General features: G+C 37.5%; 15 protein-coding genes. 9 read left to right on the forward strand and 6 right to left on the reverse strand.

The window, feature by feature from the left end; genetic code table 11:
* The first annotated feature begins 1 nt into the window (after position 1).
* On the forward strand, positions 2 to 1,897 hold the full coding sequence (locus tag EUBHAL_RS06000; protein ID WP_005346444.1) for an ABC-F family ATP-binding cassette domain-containing protein: 1,896 nt from the start codon (positions 2 to 4) through the stop codon (positions 1,895 to 1,897).
* Positions 1,898 to 1,963: 66 nt separating this feature from the next.
* Here EUBHAL_RS06000 and EUBHAL_RS06005 read toward each other — a convergent pair whose 3' ends face one another.
* From EUBHAL_RS06005 to EUBHAL_RS06015, 3 genes are all read right to left on the reverse strand, one after another.
* Positions 1,964 to 2,440: an HD domain-containing protein gene (locus EUBHAL_RS06005; protein ID WP_005346447.1), complete on the reverse strand. Its 477-nt coding sequence runs from the start codon at positions 2,438 to 2,440 to the stop codon at positions 1,964 to 1,966.
* Positions 2,441 to 2,484: 44 nt separating this feature from the next.
* On the reverse strand, positions 2,485 to 3,810 hold the full coding sequence (locus EUBHAL_RS06010; protein WP_005346449.1) for an alpha-amylase family glycosyl hydrolase: 1,326 nt from the start codon (positions 3,808 to 3,810) through the stop codon (positions 2,485 to 2,487).
* 135 nt (positions 3,811 to 3,945) lie between these two features.
* Positions 3,946 to 4,182: an HPr family phosphocarrier protein gene (locus tag EUBHAL_RS06015; RefSeq protein WP_005346452.1), complete on the reverse strand. Its 237-nt coding sequence runs from the start codon at positions 4,180 to 4,182 to the stop codon at positions 3,946 to 3,948.
* A 265-nt stretch (positions 4,183 to 4,447) separates the two neighbouring features.
* On the opposite strand from EUBHAL_RS06015, the gene EUBHAL_RS06020 reads away from it, so the two are divergent.
* The 5 genes from EUBHAL_RS06020 to EUBHAL_RS06040 are packed head-to-tail and all read left to right on the forward strand — an operon-like array spanning position 4,448 to position 8,769.
* Positions 4,448 to 5,239, forward strand: coding sequence for a transporter substrate-binding domain-containing protein (locus EUBHAL_RS06020; RefSeq protein ID WP_005346454.1), 792 nt, complete (start codon positions 4,448 to 4,450; stop codon positions 5,237 to 5,239).
* A gap of 33 nt (positions 5,240 to 5,272) precedes the next feature.
* The gene (locus EUBHAL_RS06025; RefSeq protein WP_005346457.1) at positions 5,273 to 5,941 is read left to right on the forward strand and encodes an amino acid ABC transporter permease; all 669 of its coding nucleotides are present in this window, start codon (positions 5,273 to 5,275) and stop codon (positions 5,939 to 5,941) included.
* Entirely contained in the window at positions 5,941 to 6,684 is a 744-nt protein-coding gene (locus EUBHAL_RS06030; RefSeq protein WP_005346460.1) for an amino acid ABC transporter ATP-binding protein, read from the forward strand. Before EUBHAL_RS06025 ends, EUBHAL_RS06030 begins: the two co-directional genes overlap by 1 nt.
* Before the next feature lie 58 nt (positions 6,685 to 6,742).
* Complete coding sequence (gene proB, locus EUBHAL_RS06035; RefSeq protein WP_005346462.1) at positions 6,743 to 7,516, forward strand: glutamate 5-kinase; 774 nt, start codon at positions 6,743 to 6,745, stop codon at positions 7,514 to 7,516.
* Positions 7,513 to 8,769: a glutamate-5-semialdehyde dehydrogenase gene (locus tag EUBHAL_RS06040; protein WP_005346465.1), complete on the forward strand. Its 1,257-nt coding sequence runs from the start codon at positions 7,513 to 7,515 to the stop codon at positions 8,767 to 8,769. The genes proB and EUBHAL_RS06040 overlap by 4 nt, the downstream gene beginning before the upstream one ends.
* Positions 8,770 to 8,989: 220 nt before the next feature.
* Here the strand turns inward: EUBHAL_RS06040 and EUBHAL_RS06045 are convergent, their stop codons facing one another.
* Both EUBHAL_RS06045 and EUBHAL_RS06050 read right to left on the reverse strand, forming a co-directional pair.
* Positions 8,990 to 9,814: a hypothetical protein gene (locus EUBHAL_RS06045; RefSeq protein WP_044922203.1), complete on the reverse strand. Its 825-nt coding sequence runs from the start codon at positions 9,812 to 9,814 to the stop codon at positions 8,990 to 8,992.
* A 417-nt stretch (positions 9,815 to 10,231) separates the two neighbouring features.
* On the reverse strand, positions 10,232 to 11,479 hold the full coding sequence (locus EUBHAL_RS06050) for a C39 family peptidase (protein WP_005346471.1): 1,248 nt from the start codon (positions 11,477 to 11,479) through the stop codon (positions 10,232 to 10,234).
* Positions 11,480 to 11,858: 379 nt separating this feature from the next.
* On the opposite strand from EUBHAL_RS06050, the gene EUBHAL_RS06055 reads away from it, so the two are divergent.
* Together EUBHAL_RS06055 and EUBHAL_RS06060 are read left to right on the forward strand one after the other, a co-directional pair.
* Positions 11,859 to 12,653 (forward strand): GTP pyrophosphokinase, encoded by a 795-nt coding sequence (locus EUBHAL_RS06055; RefSeq protein WP_005346489.1) that lies wholly within the window; start codon positions 11,859 to 11,861, stop codon positions 12,651 to 12,653.
* An 82-nt stretch (positions 12,654 to 12,735) separates the two neighbouring features.
* Positions 12,736 to 13,758 carry a calcium/sodium antiporter gene (locus tag EUBHAL_RS06060; protein ID WP_005346498.1) on the forward strand — a complete coding sequence of 341 codons (1,023 nt, stop codon included), beginning with the start codon at positions 12,736 to 12,738 and terminating at the stop codon, positions 13,756 to 13,758.
* Positions 13,759 to 13,906: 148 nt separating this feature from the next.
* Here the strand turns inward: EUBHAL_RS06060 and EUBHAL_RS06065 are convergent, their stop codons facing one another.
* A complete protein-coding gene (locus tag EUBHAL_RS06065) occupies positions 13,907 to 14,773 on the reverse strand; it encodes a hypothetical protein (RefSeq protein WP_005346502.1) in 867 nt (288 codons plus the stop codon).
* A 302-nt stretch (positions 14,774 to 15,075) separates the two neighbouring features.
* Between EUBHAL_RS06065 and EUBHAL_RS06070 the strand changes: the two genes are divergently transcribed.
* Positions 15,076 to 16,125 carry a DnaJ C-terminal domain-containing protein gene (locus tag EUBHAL_RS06070; protein ID WP_005346505.1) on the forward strand — a complete coding sequence of 350 codons (1,050 nt, stop codon included), beginning with the start codon at positions 15,076 to 15,078 and terminating at the stop codon, positions 16,123 to 16,125.
* Positions 16,126 to 16,587: the final 462 nt, after the last annotated feature.

The raw sequence follows: 16,587 nt of genomic DNA on the forward strand, positions 1-16,587 counted from the left end.
TATGCGTTATCAGATTGAAAATGGAACCGTTTCTCTTGGAGGCAAGACCATCTTAAATCATATTGATTTTTCAATAAAAGGACAGGAAAAAATAGCGGTTGTCGGACGTAACGGAGCAGGAAAGACAACGCTTTTACGTTTAATTAGTGGGGAATTATCCTTAGATAGAGATGATAAACGCTTTGGAAAAGGAATCACAACTGATAAAGCGATTTCAATCGGATTTTTGCATCAGCAAAGCTTTTCAAATGCAGAGCGGACCGTAGAGGAAGAAATATTGTCTTTAGTAAGCGAGGAGGATATTTTCTCCAAAGAAAAATATTATTTTGAGAAAGAATATGACCGGATTTTTACTGGATTTGGCTTTAAAAAAGAAGATAAATGCAAAAAAATCGGGCAGTTTTCCGGTGGAGAGCAGACTAAGCTGGCATTTATTAAGCTTTTATTATCAAAGCCAGATATTTTGCTTCTGGACGAACCAACAAACCACCTGGATATTGCATCAGTAGAGTGGCTGGAAGAATATCTTGTCTCCTATGAAAAGGCAGTTATTATGGTTTCTCACGACCGATTTTTCATTGACCGTACTGCAGAAATCATTTATGAACTTTCTGATGGGAAATTAATGCGCTATGTCGGCAATTATACAGAATATAAAAAGCAAAAGGAAAAGCAAAGAGTGTCCCAGCAGAAAAAATATGATGCACAGCAAAAAGAAATAGCAAGATTAAATGAACTGATAGAAAAGTTTAAACATAAGCCAAAAAAAGCTTCGATGGCACGTTCTAAGAAAAAAGTGTTAGAGCGGATGCAAAAAGTGGAAAAGCCAGATAAAGAAGAAGCCTATATTTTTAAAGAAAAGTTAGAGCCGCTTATGCCAGGAGCAAAAAATGTTTTAGAAACCGAGCATTTAAAGATCGGCTACAAAAATCCTATCAGGGAACTTACCCTGCGAATCCGACGAGGGCAGAAAATAGCAGTACTTGGAGCTAACGGAGCAGGAAAAACCACATTTTTTAAGACAATCATTGGGCAACTCCAGCCAATCTCGGGAAAATATATAATTGGCAATGGAATTGCAACAGGATATTTTGACCAGCATTCCGGGGAAATACAGTCAGAAAAAAGAGTAGAAGAGCATTTTGGCGAATGTTTTCCCAAATTAACAGAAAAAGAAAAACGTCAGATATTAGGAAGATATTTGTTTTCCTCTCAAAAGGCAAATGTAAAAATCCGTGATTTATCCGGTGGAGAAAAGAGCCGCTTAATTCTGGCAGAAATTCTTGAAAGCCGCCCAAACTTCTTAGTTTTAGACGAGCCAACCAATCATATGGACTTACCGGCAAAAGAAACGATGGAATCGGCATTTTCTGCATATACAGGGACAATGCTGTTCATTTCCCACGACAGATACTTTGTCAGCAAAATTGCAGATGCCTTGTTATTATTCGAAGAAGATGGTGTAAAATACTATCCATTTAACTATGAGCACTATCTTCATATGCTAAAGAAAAAAAGAGAAGGCGATCAGACCTGGGCAGACGTGGTAGAAGCAGAAAATACTGCCTTAGTAGAAGGACTTCTATCTGTTCCGGCAAAAGAACGCCATCAGAGTGCCCGCTTTAACACCGAACAATCCTACACAGACTGGCAGCTGACTCTCGCCAGAGAACAGCTCGAAAAATGCCAGAAAAATATAGAATACTGGCAAAAACAAGCTGCTACCGAGTTAGATAACCTTACCTTTGAGCAATACCAATCAGAGAAATGGACAAAAAGACAGAGAGAACTCCACAAACGATTCGAAGAATTATCAGAAGAATATCTACAGCAAAATCTCATCTGGTATGAGAAATATCAAGAATATGAGGAGGCTTTTTCTGATTATCTTGAATAGACAATTCTGATTTGTGCAGGCCAAAACAGACGATTTTAATGTTTCGTCAGCTTTGCCTGCAGCAAATCAGAATGCTGATTCTGCCGACCGCATAGTAAGAGTTTCAACCGTAGAGCAATATTTATCAACCAGGCACACCAACAGCGCTTCTCTACACCGAGGCAGTTTTGTCAAATTCAGCGGCCACATATGATGTGCGATAATATCCCGCTCTTTATCGGTTAGAGCAAAGCGGGCATCAGCATTCAGCAAGGCTGTGTGCGCGTGGGAGAATCCATGCCACTTATGGCTGTCATCTTTTTCGTGCCAGTCGTAAAGATAGAAGTCATGAAGAAAAGCACCGACAACGAGGGACTTTACATCTGCCCCAAGTCCGAAGTGTTTATTTAAGTAATAACATACTCTTGTGACGTACATAACATGTTTATAAGTGCTTACACTGCCGTGCTGGCAGAAATTTTTCATGGAAAGTGCCTCTTTGGTGTTGCAATATTTTTCTAATATCGTATCAATTTCCTGCATTTCTGCATTGCTTAACTTCATAGATGACCATCCTTTTTTATTTTAATAAATTTCTATATTTTTACTTAGATTACTTCGGTTTTCCAGTAAGCCACGCTATATGGTGGAAGATCCATCCCACCGCCAAAGTCAACAGTTTCTCCTGTAACAAGATCTGTTCCAAGACCGGAGCGCGCATTAAAATCAGCATGAAATGTGTTGGAATCGGCATTGATTGCAACAATAACACGTTCCTCATCACAGCTTCTTTCAAAAATGAGTTGTTTATCTCTTACAAGAAGATTCGCATAGCCACCGTTGTATAAAGCCGGGTGAGTGTGGTGTGCTTTCGCATAAGCGGCAATTGCATCAGAAAGTTCGTTCCATTCCGGTTTTTCAAGACGAGGACGAATCTCTTCATCACGTCCCTGTTTTTTACCTTCAATGCCCCATTCGCTTCCATAATATATAGAAGGAACACCTGGCATTCCAAATAGCAGGCCATAAATAACAGGCAGCTGCTGTTTATCCTCTAATATAGTGGCAATACGGCTGACATCATGGTTATCTACAAAAGAGAGAAGATGCTTTCCGCGGTAAATACACCAGTTTTCATAACCAAACTGGCGGTTTAAGCTGTAGCTGATCTCATGCATGTTCGCACAGTTAAAACTGGAATACAATCCTTTGTAACATTCATAGTTTGTAACAGAATGACACTTCTCATCATTCATATACATATTATAATCGCCATGTAATGTTTCTCCCATAAGAACAAAATCTTCTTTCAGAGTACTGGTAAAACGGCGTAGCTCTTTTAAGTAAAAATCACTCAGACAGTAAGCAACATCAAGGCGGAGACCGTCAATGCCATAAAGGTCTGTCCACTGTTTGATTGCATCGAACTGATGCTGTCTGACATCCGGATTATCAAGATTTAACTTAACAAGTTCGTTATGTCCTTCCCATCCCTCATACCAGAATCCATCGTTATATTCTGTATTTCCATCAAAACTTAAATGAAACCATCCACAATATGGGCTGTCCCATTTCTTTTCCTGCACATCCTTAAATGCCCAGAAACCGCGGCCAACATGATTAAATACACCGTCAAATAAGATTTTAAGACCGGCTTCATGAATAGCATCACATACTTCCTTTAAGTCATCGTTCGTGCCAAGGCGGCGGTCTACAGTGTAATAATCTCTGGTGTCATATCCATGATAGTCACTTTCCATAAGAGGATTAAAAAGAATACAGGTAGCACCGAGCTTTTTAATATGAGAAATCCAGTCCTTTACTTCAAGGATGGAATGTCCCACGACACTGTCATCGCTGCTTCTTTCTTCATTTAAAACTCCACAGAGTCCTAATGGATAAATCTGGTAAACTACTGCTTCATCGAACCACATAAGCTGTCCCTCCTAAATATAGAAAATGCTCGTCAGCTTTAAAAAATTGAGCCTCCGAGCATTTTCATTATAGCATAAATTCTGTTAAGATTCAAATTGGAAGGTCCAATTCAGGCATACAATTTGAAGAAAAAATTATGCTGCGATATAAGGGGAGATTGCCTTCATGATCGTTGGCATCTCATTTTCTCTTTCCATGATTCTTAAATCAACTTTGTTGCGGATATCCATAGTCATTACTCCAAGAAGAGACTTGGCATCTACAACGTACTGTCCATAAATTAAGTCAAAGTGGCTTTCAAAATCTTCAATAGCTTTTACAAATGATGTCGCATTATCCACAGAGCCAAACTTGATTGTGACTGTTTTCATAATTCTACATCTCCTTATCATAAATGTATATTATACCGATAAATAGATTGCCGGTATAAAAATAAATTTTTACTAAATCGTTTTGACGATTTTGGCTTATAATATTTCATATAAGGCAAAAAGTCAAGAAAAATTTTCAGAAGAAAGAAAATCGTAAAAAAATAAAGTGAATATATTTTGAAAGCTTCTTGCATTTTTTATTCAAAATAGATATAATAGAATGGTGAGTATAAAATAATAAGAATTAAGAAAGGAAGGATACATTATGAAAAAATTCTTATCTGTAGCTTTAGCAGCAGTTATGATGTTATCATTAGCAGCATGTGGAAGCAGCTCAAACAAGGCAGAATCCAGTTCAGAAGGAGGCAGTGCTTCTGATAAGACTTATATTATCGCGACAGATACAACTTTTGCACCATTTGAATTCACAAATGATAAAAATGAATTCGTAGGTATTGATGTAGATATCTTAGCTGCGATCGCAAAAGATCAGGGATTTAAGTATGATTTACAGTCTCTTGGTTTTGATGCCGCTGTAGCTGCTCTTGAGTCCGGACAGGCAGATGGAACAATTGCCGGTATGTCTATCACAGAAGAAAGACAGAAAAAATATGACTTCTCCGAAGCTTACTATGATTCCTATGTATGTATGGCTGTAAAGAAAGGCAGTGACATCAAGGGATATGAAGATTTAAAAGGTAAGAAAGTTGCAGCGAAGACAGGTACACAGGGAGCTGACTGTGCTGAGTCTTTAAAAGATAAATATGGATTTGATATCACATATTTTGATGATTCCGCAACAATGTACCAGGATGTTAAGACAGGCAATACCGTTGCATGTTTCGAAGATCAGCCTGTAATGGCTTATGGTGTTTCTCAGGGTAATGGTCTTGAAATCGTAGCAGAAGAGAAAGATAACTTCTCCACACCTTATGGTTTTGCCGTATTAAAAGGACAGAACGCAGATTTACTCAAGATGTTTAATGAAGGTTTAAAGAATATTAAAGCGAACGGTACTTATGATGAGATCGTTGCAAAATATACCTCAGCGAAATAATTGAGAGACAAAGGTTAGGTAAGAGGTTAATTTATGAATCTATTTGGAGTTTTAAGTGAAGTCTATCCAACATTGTTGACTGGACTTACTATGACAGTTAAGATTACGATTCTATCTCTGATCATCGCTTTGGTTATCGGTATTTTCGTATGTCTTATGAATATTTCCAGTAATATTGTATTACGTGGAATCGCAAAGTTTTATATTTGGCTGATTCGTGGTACTCCGATGCTGGTGCAGGCATTTTATTTCTATTTTGCTCTGCCACAGTTAGTTCAGGCGGTTACAGGCTCACAGTTCCGCATTACCGTATTTACAGCCAGTTTAGTTACACTTGCCCTGAATGCAGGCGCTTATATTTCTGAGATTTTCCGAGGTTCTATTGAGTCCGTTAATAAAGGACAGATGGAAGCGGCAAGAAGTCTTGGTTTAAGTTATGCAAAGTCAATGCAGAAGATTATTCTTCCGCAGGCAGTGCGTATCTGTCTCCCATCTCTTGTAAACCAGTTTATTATTACGTTAAAGGATTCTACGATTCTTTACGCAATCGGTTTATCAGAGGTTATGTATAATGCAAAGATTTATGTAGGAAGAACGATGGAATCATTTGCAACATATACATGGGTAGCAGTCTTCTTCCTTTTGATAGTGACAGTTCTGTCATTTATCTCAAGATATGTTGAAAGGAGGATGAATGCGTAATGACAACTGAAAAAGATGTAAAGATTCATGTAAAAGGTCTAAAGAAGAGTTTTGGACATGTACATGTTTTAAAGGGAATTGATGCAGAGATTAAAGCCGGTGAGGTGATCTGTGTCATTGGATCTTCTGGTTCTGGTAAGTCAACATTTCTTCGCTGTCTGAATCGTTTAGAGGAAGCAACAGCCGGAGAGATTCTTGTAGATGGACAGAGTATTACGGAAAAGAATTCAAATATTGACAAGATTCGTCAGCATATCGGAATGGTATTCCAGCAGTTTAACCTGTTCCCTCATTATACAGTAAAAGAGAATATTATGCTTGCTCCTGTAGAACTTAAGTTAAAGTCTAAAGAAGAAGCAGAAAAGAAGGCTCTTGAGCTGTTAAAGCGTGTTGGCCTGGCAGAGAAAGCAGATGCGAAGCCAAAACAGCTTTCCGGTGGACAGCAGCAGCGTGTAGCGATTGCCCGTGCGCTTGCGATGGAACCAGATATCATGTTATTTGATGAGCCAACTTCAGCACTTGACCCTGAAATGGTTTGTGAGGTTCTTGATGTTATGAAAGAGCTGGCTGCAGAGGGTATGACTATGGTTGTAGTTACTCACGAGATGGGATTTGCCCATGATGTAGCAGACAGAGTATTTTTCATTGACCAGGGTGTTATTATGGAACAGGGAACCCCGGAAGAGGTTATGGACCATCCAACAAATGAGAGAACTCAGAGTTTCTTAAGTAAAGTATTATAAAATATTTATAAATAAAAAGGCATCTGTTCGCAGCAGGTGCCTTTTTTAGGAGGTTATTATGCGAATCGTTGTAAAAGTGGGAACATCAACATTGACCCATACAAGCGGAAGAATCAACATCAGAAGAACAGAAAAGCTTTGCAAAATCTTAAGTGATGTAAAGAATGCAGGACATGAGCTTATTTTGGTATCTTCCGGTGCTATCGGTATGGGTGTCGGTAAACTGAATATGAAAAGTAAGCCCGAAGATATGCCCACAAAGCAGGCCGCAGCAGCGATAGGACAGTGTGAACTGATGTATCTTTATGATAAATTATTCAGAGAATATAATCATATCGTTGCACAGATGCTGATTACCGGGCTTGACTTTTCAAATGAAGAAAGCCACAAGAATTTTCAGAGTACATTAAACCGTCTGTTAGAGTTAAATGTTATTCCGATTATCAATGAAAATGATACCATTGCAACACAGGAAATTTCTGTGGGTGATAATGATACAATGGGAGCAATCGTTGCAGAGAATGCAAATGCAGATTTATTGATTATTTTAAGTGATATTGATGGTCTTTATACCGGCGACCCGCGTAATAACCCGGATGCTCAGTTAATTGATACTGTATTTTCTATTACTCCGGAAATAAAAGAATTAGCAGGTACAAAAGGAACAACACTTGGTACTGGTGGAATGATTACAAAGATTCATGCGGCAGAAATCTCAATGAATGCCGGCATTGATATGATTATTGCTAACGGAACAAAACCAGAACTTCTCTACAATATCATTGATGGAGAAAAGGTGGGAACAAAGTTTATCGGGAGGAAAAAAGCATGACAACAAAAGAGATACTGACACAGGCAGTCACAGCGAAAAATGCGATTAACTCAGCAGATACCGAAACCAAAAACAAGGCACTTGCCAATATGGCAGATGCCCTTTTAGCACATACAGATGCAATTTTAGAGGCAAATAAACAGGATGTGGAAGCAGCAAGAGGAAAGATTTCTGATGTCATGATTGACCGCTTAATGTTAGATGCTGGTCGAATCGAGGGAATGGCAAAGGGAATCAGAGAGCTGATTGACTTAGATGACCCTGCCGGAAAAGTATTAAGAACTGTAGAACGCCCAAATGGAATTGTCATTGAAAAGACAGCAGTTCCAATGGGAGTTATCGCAATTATTTACGAGAGCCGTCCAAATGTAACAAGCGATGCAGCAGCCCTTTGTATTAAGAGTGGTAATGTCTGTGTTCTTCGAAGTGGAAAAGAAGCGTGGAAGAGTGCGAATGCTGTAGTTACTGCCTTAAAAGAAGGTATGGTAAAGTCAAATCTTCCAGGAGAAGGCATCCAGCTTATCGAAGATACCAGCAGAGAAAGTTCTGTAGAATTGATGAAAGCAGTCGGTTATGTGGATTTACTCATTCCAAGAGGAGGCCCTGGCCTTATCCGTTCCTGCGTAGAGAACGCCAAAGTACCATGTATTCAGACCGGAACAGGAATCTGCCATGTCTATGTCGATGAAAGTGCCAGTTTTGAGAAAGCATTACAAATCATTGAAAATGCCAAAACCAGCCGCCCAAGCGTTTGTAATGCAGAAGAAGTTCTTCTTGTCCACAGTGCAGTTGCTGAAAAGTTCCTGCCATTATTACAGAAAAAATTAGTAGAAGAACGAAAAGAAAAAGGTGAAATTCCGGTGGAACTGCGTCTTTGCGATAGAGCCGCTAAAATTATTTCAGGAACACCGGCTGGGGCAGATGATTTTGATACAGAATTCCTTGATTACATTCTTGCGGTAAAAATAGTAGATAGCGTGGAAGAAGCAGTAGAGCATATTTCAAAACATTCTACAGGTCACAGTGAAGCAATTATCACAGAATCAAAAGAAGCAGCAGACTATTTTACTATGAGAGTAGATAGTGCCGCAGTATATGTGAACGTTTCTACCCGCTTCACAGATGGAGGCGAATTTGGACTCGGATGCGAGATGGGAATCTCCACCCAGAAACTTCATGCCAGAGGACCAATGGGCTTAGAAGAATTATGTACTTATAAATATATCATCCGGGGAGAAGGACAGATTAGATAGTAATTTATAGGCTAAACCGACGAAGGCAGGAAACGAAATACGCTATATTTGTGACTTTAGTCGCGGCGCGTTGAATGTTCGCTTAAGCGCTCACATCCAACACTTGCTCCGAGGCCACAAATATAGCGTATATCTTTACTGCATTAAGGTTAAAAATAAAACAGCCCTCATAAGTTCTTATTATATAGAAACTTATGAGGGCGTCTGTTTATTCTCAACCTTAAGCTGCAACCTCCTGTTGTCGTTTGTCAAGGATTGCTTTATATTCATCGCAATTATCTGCTGTGATATTCTCAAGCTCGTCATCCGGAAGAATACGTTTGTCGTAGTTCCTTCTGAAAAATCCCCTTAAATATATGAGAAATGCAGAATTGTAAATCTTTCTTGTAAGTCTTAAAATTTCATCGTGATCAATCTCTTTTAAAGCATGATATAAAGCGAAGAAATCATCAGTATCAAGATGTGCAAACTGTAAAGTCTGCTCTAATAAAACATCATCGTTCTCAAAAAGAGAGATATAACCGAGAAGATACATTAACTGACGGAAAGTCATAACGAAATCATTCGGTTCAAGTGTTTCAAGAAACTGTTCAAAACAAACTTTTACTCTCCAAAGCCCCTCCTCTAAAAGATGACGGATAGAAATCTCATTAAATGGCCCTGGAATCTGAATCTTGTCTATATGTACAGTTTTTAGGGTAAGGCGTTCCATAAAACGTGCCAGTGTAACACGGCAGGCATGAAATTCAGAATAGGCATTCATATAAATAAATAAGTCTTCTGTCTCATCAAAAGAACTGTTTATGAAATCATAAAAATGAGTAAATTCATGGAAAAGGATAAAACGGGCATAACTGTCACTATAAAGATGAAAACGAGGATTCAAATGCAGAATGTACTTGCCGTCAAGAAGCTCTAAAATGTTAAAAAACCCCTCAACATATTTCTCTGCATCATATTGCACAGCCGAAATCTGCACATCCTTTGGTAAATCATACTTTTCCTTATATTCATTCCACAATTCATTAATCTGTCTTAAATTCATATGTAACCCGCCTTCCCATAACATATTGCTTATATTATATAACACTCATATAGAAATAACAACGCTCAAATAGGAGGAAGACGGATAAATTATTGTGATTTGATTCAATAGACGGAAAAAGGGAGGTTAGAGCATGTTTCAAACACGTTCTAGAAGGTTTTACATAATTTCTATTATTTGAATTGAAATAGCAGGTGGAAGGTTTGTCAAATCTTTCCTTAAAAACTTATTTTCCAATATCTGTACCAATACTACATTGAGGCGGCCAAAAAACAGAATCCCGAAAGCTAAGTACTGTATATCTGTGGCCTGGGAGCAAAGGTTAGATGTGAGCGCGTAAGCGAACGTTTAACCTGCCGCGACGAAAGTCACAGATATACAGTACTTAGCTTTCGGGATTCGTCTGTTACTTCAATACTATTCCGCTTTATAGTAGAAAAAAGTTTGCACCATCAATGTGCCTTCTTCTAAATCCTTCTGGCTTACCCAGTCTCCGAAAGAAGAAGTCCCTCTTTTTGGGAGATAATGGGGATCCATTAACAGATATTTATCTTTTTTTGCATTATAATCAACAATAGTACCGTAATGTCCTGGAAGATAGGCGATAGCAGTATCTCCTTCTTTTAACTTTTCCTTTAATTCTTTAAAGGATTCGCCGCTTCCATCGTAGGAGAATCCATATTTATAGCCAAATTTTTCGGCAGCTGCCTTAAAGAATCCGCTGTCAGTACCACAATCTTCGATGCGGTAATGCTTATCAGAAGCGTATTGTGCCAGTTCATAAGGATCAGGAAAATGGCCACTTAAAGAGTAGATAGCATTTACTGTGGCAAAAATACCGCAGCCGGAAGTGCAAAAATTATTTGTGTCAGTATCTTTTGTGGTTTCATTGCCGTAATGATGCTTTGCCCAGACAGGGTCAAACTGGACAAAAACCTGAAGATTTTCTTTTTCGATTGCTTTTTTATTACGGGTCAGACGCCATACGGCATTAGAATCTGTTGTGAACTCTAAAATACTGCCATCGTTTTGAGAAAGATTTCTTTTGGTAGTTTCATCGCAGATTGTATAATAGTCCTTTTTTCTTGTAATAAGAAAAGTACCAGCTTCCTGTTTACTTCCCCAAAGTTCATTTGAAGAAGGTGTGTTTGATAATGTATCTGCTTTTAAATATTTTTCTTCTCCTGCTTTGCGTATGGTGTAACGGTTGTCACCAGCATATTTAAAAGAACAGGAAAAATTTTCTGAGATAATAGAAGCTGTATTCATAGCAAAAGAAGAATCCGAGGAATTCTCCTCATAAAAAGAAAGCTGATAGGTACCGTTTGAAAAAGGCTGTTTTTCTCTGCCATCATAAATCAGGCAATCAGAATGAAATTCATCTCTTGTTACCCAGCCATTCTTTGTTCCGCCTTTTTTAGAAGCATACTGAATTTCGTACCAGGAACCGGAAGAACCGATTACTTTGACACCGGTATATTTAGGGAGTACAGTTTTTAAATCATTGCTGTAATCAGAATAGTATACGGGCAGTTCATTTCTTGCTAGGGCATAAATAAAGTCAGATTTGCTTTCGTAGGCATGTTGAAAAGCGAAAGTTTTTGACGGAATAAAGAAAAATCCGGTCAACATTAAAAGAACGCCTAAAAAGATATGTTTTTTCACAACAATTCCTCCATTAATGTATTATGTGTTTGTTCCTAAAGTCTTTTCTACACTTGACTTTGTAAAAAAGATTCCAGGAGAACATGATTATAAGATGTTTTTACAGATTTAAAATAAAAAATAAGAAGCATCTATTCATTATTTTGTATTTTGAAGATATTAAATAGTTACAAATGTCTTACAAATATTAAAAAAGTGTTACAACTTGAGGTATTATAGCATAAAATATCGAATTTGCAAACAAACATCTTTAGAAAATTGTATAAGGAATTGTGAAGTAAGATATAGAAAATGAATTGAGATAAACAACAATTTATGGTAAAATTAGACAGAGTATTCTACTTGTCGTGGAAATACGATATGAAAGGAATGAAGAAGAATGGAACAGAGAAAGAAAATTTTTGGAGCATTAGATGATTTAATGCGTTCACCAATCGGGGATAGACTCAGAGAGAGGGTGTTCCGGGAATTATCTACAAAAGAAATACATGATTTGCTTCAGAGAGAGCAAAAACCATATAAAGAATTAATGGCATATTACCAGTGTGCGCTTATGGAAGTAGAGACAAAGTTTCGTGTGCTGAATGAACAGTTTTCACTGGCACATGACAGAAATCCGATTGAGTCGATTAAAACAAGGGTGAAAAGTCTTGAGAGCATTACAGAGAAGTTAAACAGAAGGAATCTTCCTTTTTCAACGCAGAGTATTGAGGAGAATCTTACAGATATTGCAGGAATCCGTATTATCTGCTCATTTAGAGAAGATATTTATTTTCTTGCAGATTGTCTGCTAGAGCAGGATGATATCACATTGATTCAGCGTAAAGATTACATAGAGAATCCGAAGGAGAATGGCTATCGGAGTCTGCATTTGATTGTGGAAGTCCCTATCTTTTTAGAGCATAAAAAGAAAATGATGAAAGTAGAAGTACAGCTTCGTACAATTGCAATGGATTTCTGGGCAAGCCTTGAACATAAATTAAAATATAAGAAAGATATTGCTTCTGACCAGCTTACAGCGGATTTAAAGAAATGTGCTGATGAGAGTGCCGCCCTTGATTTGAAGATGGACGCAATCCGCAAAGAAATAGAAGTTTTGAAAGCACCGGAAGCAAAAGCAATAGGAAGAGAAGTGAAGCATCTGCCGGGGGGAATTCTGAACGAAAACCAATAAAAATATATAAGGCATATAAAAAAAACAGGTATAAATACCGAAAAAAGACATATGAAAGAGATATAGGGCAGGAGGGCTGTATATGATTTATATGTCTTTTTTTATTGGACTGATTCTTATTTGTAAGGGAGGAGACTGGTTTGTTGATGCTGCGTCAAAATTATCGGAAATACTTGGAATACCGAAATATGTGATCGGAGCAACGATTGTGAGTTTTGCAACAACGATGCCGGAAATCATTGTTTCTGTGGCGGCTGCGTTAGATGGGCATTCTGCCATGGCAATAGGAAATGCAGTTGGTTCTGTTTCTGCAAATACAGGAATTATTCTTGCGCTTAGTTTATTTTTTCTTCCCGTTGCAATTAAAAGAGAAGAATATTTATTTAAAAACAGCTTATATATTGGAACATTACTGTTGTTATTGATTAGCTTCAAAGATAGAATATTTGACAGGGCAGATTGTCTCCTGCTATTACTTGCCGGGATTTTATTTCTTGTAGAGAATGTCAAAAATGCAGTTTGTAAAAAAGAAGTTTCCAACAGTAAAAGAAAAAAAGAAGATATGATATTACATAAAAAAATACAGGCTGGGAAAAACGGAGAAAAAAAGGTAAAAAATAAAAGAAGTAAATGGAAAGAAAAACAAAGTAGTATATGGGAAACATTTTTCTGGTTTTGTATAGGCGCGGTGTGTATTGTAGCAGGTTCAGAGTTACTAGTACATTCTGCCTGTAAAATAGCGGAAATTCTGCATATCAGCGAAGATATTATCTCGGTAACGATTGTTGCAATGGGAACATCTTTGCCGGAACTTGTAACAACAGTTACAGCAATCCTAAAAAAAGAGTCTTCTTTGTCTGTCGGAAATATTATAGGTGCCAATATGATAGATTCCGCTTTTATTTTACCAATCTGTACATTACTTAGTGGAGAGAAACTTCCAGTTTCACTGCAGATGGCACAAATTGATATGCCTTTATGTATCCTTATTTCAGTACTTGCGCTTCTTCCTATGTTAATTCGTCAGAAAATTAAAAGAAGAGATGGTATCCTTGTTTTTTCCATTTATGCTGGATATCTATTATATATCTGCTGGGCTATATAATGTGAACATATTTGCTTTACCCTCTTCTAACAAGAAAATAAAAAGAATCATTAGCTCATAAAAATACCTGTCTGATAAACAAAATAGAATGTTGCTCATGTTCACAGACAGGTAAATTTAATGAAGCAATGCTTCTTTTATTAGAAAATTATTTAAGACCGTTTAAAATACTCATAGCATAAGAGTAAATCTTCTTATTTCCCTTAATACTAGGATCTGTAGGGTCAATTCTTTTCTTTTTATTTTTAATCTTTCCAGTAGTTCCGGCTAAAGTATAAACACCGAAAGGTCCTTTTTCCTTGTTCTTTCTGATTACTTTAACCCAGACACGTTTCTTCTTGTTTGTCTTTGTAGCAATATCATAGATAAGTTTTGCATTGACAGCCTGAAGACGAACGCTTGTTGTTGTCTGGTTTGTTCCAAGGTCGTTATATAAACCAACTTCTAACTTTCTGTTATTTGTAGTAGTGTATCGTGCAGAATGGAAATAGAAGTTACCATGTTTTACCTTAACACCCCACTGGTAATAATGATATGGACGGCTTTTCTTGTAGATGAACCATCTTACAGCAGAAGTTTTTTCCAGACGGCATCCAGAATAAGCCTTTGTTCCTTTTGCCTTTCTTGAAGTAGAGCAAACCATAGTCTTTAATGGAATGTTATACTTGCCAGTCTTTTTATCTTTGGCATAAAGAGTAGCATTATGTGTCTTTGTGTTAACAACGATCGTAATGTCTTTCTTAATCCATTTTTTGTAGTTAAGTGTAAATAAATCCTTAACTAATACTCCGTTTTTGTTAAAGTAGAATTTGTACTTTTTCTTGTCATAGTAGCTCTTTAATGTATGCCAGCCAGTAACTTTCTTACCATTTTCGTAGTAGTATACTTTTTTACCCTGCTGATACCAGCCAACAGGAACTTCTGTAGTAGCTGCTGAAGCATTCATTGGAATACTGCCCATTAAAATAGTAACAGACAGAATAAGTGCCATTAATAACGATGTAACTTTTTTCATTATACCTTTCCTTTCTTTTGTGATTTAATATCTATAATAGTATAAAGGAAAAGAAAGATAAAGTCAATAAAAGAGCCTTTTCTGAAATTTGCGTGGAAGAAGATGGAAAGGCTTTTAAGAGTGTGTTTAAAAGAGGTATTTAAACATGCTCCAGGAAATGATATTTAAGTAGTGGCCGTTGTCGTGTTTGGTTAAATGAGAATCCTCGTAGAGCGTATTTTAAAGAAAGAGTTGACAATAAGAAAATACAGTGTTATATTTCAACTAGAACAAATAGAATTCACAACGAGAGGGTGAAGATTATGGTAACAAAAACAGATTATTATGATGTTCTTGGAATAAATAAAAATGCAGATGAGAAGACTATTAAAAAGGCCTATCGTAAATTGGCGAAGAAATACCATCCAGATATTAATCCTGGGGATAGTAATGCCGAAGCAAAATTTAAGGAAGTGACAGAAGCGTATGAAGTTTTAAGTGATCCAGAGAAAAAGAAACTCTATGATCGTTTTGGTCATGCCGCCTTTGATGGAACGGGAAATGCACAGTCTGGCCCGTATGGTAACGATGGAGGTTTTGGAGGTTTTAGTAACTTCGGGGGAAGCGGAGGTTTTCGCGGAGGCACATACCGCTCGAATAACGGCAATGGTTATCAGGAGTTTCATTTTGAAGGCGGTGATATGGGAGATATCTTTGAAAACTTTTTTGGCGGAGGCTTTAAAAAATCTGGTTTCAGAGGCGGCTCTGGTCAAAATGGAAACTTTAATAATGGCTTTCACGGCAATTTCCGGCAAAATGGAGGATTTGGAAATCGGCAATCTTATCAAACAAAAGGAAATGATATTCATGCAGATATACAGGTAAACTTTGATGCAGCCGCATTTGGAAAAAAAGAAACAATCCACTTAAAAGATGAGAATGGCAAAGTACAGGCATTAGAAGTTAATATTCCGGCAGGAATAGAAACGGGACAGAGTATCAGATTAAAAGGCAAGGGAACTCCCGGCTATAATGGTGGAACTGCCGGTGATTTATTCTTGAAAGTAACCGTTTCGGAAAAGCCAGGTTTTAAGAGAGACGGTCAGGATATTTTTAACACAGTAACTATCCCATTTATCACAGCCGTTCTTGGCGGAGATGTCACCGTACCGACCATTTATGGTAATGTCCGCTGTAGCATAAAACCGGGAACACAATCCGGAAGTAAATTAAGACTCCGCGGAAAGGGTATCGTCTCCATGAAGAATTCTTCTGTACATGGTGACCAGTATACGACGATAGAGGTGCAGGTTCCGAAGAATCTGTCTCCAAAAGCAAAACAGAAGTTGAGGGAATTTGCTGCGGAACTGTAGCAGGCGAAGTTGACGAAACATAGCAGGCCAATATGTTTCTGACGGTGGCTACTGAAGTAACGCCAGAAATTCCTGTTGGGAATTTGGAGATTCTCCAGAACATTGTGAATTTTCAAAATACATTTTTCCTATGACAGAGTACAAAAAAGATAAGGCTACAATTTATTTTCTCAATTTTTTTCACTGATTTGCAGAATAGAATAAACCTATTCTTCGAATACCATGTTATAGAATTGCTATATTTTTCGTAAAACCGCAACCTTCTGGCGAATCCCCAAATACTTGAACATGAATTCTGATTTAACTTCAGCAGCCAAAGACAGCCTTTTACGAATTTCCAAATTCTTTAATAATAAATTCCATTTTTTTCTTCCACATCCCAAGCACAGCCCTCTGAGAATGAAAGAATCCTTATTTGTGGCCTCGGAGCAAGTGTTGGATACGAGCGAGTAGAGCGAGTAT

The organism is Anaerobutyricum hallii DSM 3353 (assembly GCF_000173975.1).
GTDB classification, from domain to species: domain Bacteria; phylum Bacillota; class Clostridia; order Lachnospirales; family Lachnospiraceae; genus Anaerobutyricum; species Anaerobutyricum hallii.

Coding starts and splice junctions, on each gene's coding strand:
- EUBHAL_RS06000 (WP_005346444.1), top strand. CDS start 2: ATGCGTTATCAGATTGAAAATGGAACCGTTTCTCTTGGAGGCAAGACC.
- EUBHAL_RS06005 (WP_005346447.1), bottom strand. CDS start 2,440: ATGAAGTTAAGCAATGCAGAAATGCAGGAAATTGATACGATATTAGAA.
- EUBHAL_RS06010 (WP_005346449.1), bottom strand. CDS start 3,810: ATGTGGTTCGATGAAGCAGTAGTTTACCAGATTTATCCATTAGGACTC.
- EUBHAL_RS06015 (WP_005346452.1), bottom strand. CDS start 4,182: ATGAAAACAGTCACAATCAAGTTTGGCTCTGTGGATAATGCGACATCA.
- EUBHAL_RS06020 (WP_005346454.1), top strand. CDS start 4,448: ATGAAAAAATTCTTATCTGTAGCTTTAGCAGCAGTTATGATGTTATCA.
- EUBHAL_RS06025 (WP_005346457.1), top strand. CDS start 5,273: ATGAATCTATTTGGAGTTTTAAGTGAAGTCTATCCAACATTGTTGACT.
- EUBHAL_RS06030 (WP_005346460.1), top strand. CDS start 5,941: ATGACAACTGAAAAAGATGTAAAGATTCATGTAAAAGGTCTAAAGAAG.
- proB (WP_005346462.1), top strand. CDS start 6,743: ATGCGAATCGTTGTAAAAGTGGGAACATCAACATTGACCCATACAAGC.
- EUBHAL_RS06040 (WP_005346465.1), top strand. CDS start 7,513: ATGACAACAAAAGAGATACTGACACAGGCAGTCACAGCGAAAAATGCG.
- EUBHAL_RS06045 (WP_044922203.1), bottom strand. CDS start 9,814: ATGAATTTAAGACAGATTAATGAATTGTGGAATGAATATAAGGAAAAG.
- EUBHAL_RS06055 (WP_005346489.1), top strand. CDS start 11,859: ATGGAACAGAGAAAGAAAATTTTTGGAGCATTAGATGATTTAATGCGT.
- EUBHAL_RS06060 (WP_005346498.1), top strand. CDS start 12,736: ATGATTTATATGTCTTTTTTTATTGGACTGATTCTTATTTGTAAGGGA.
- EUBHAL_RS06065 (WP_005346502.1), bottom strand. CDS start 14,773: ATGAAAAAAGTTACATCGTTATTAATGGCACTTATTCTGTCTGTTACT.
- EUBHAL_RS06070 (WP_005346505.1), top strand. CDS start 15,076: ATGGTAACAAAAACAGATTATTATGATGTTCTTGGAATAAATAAAAAT.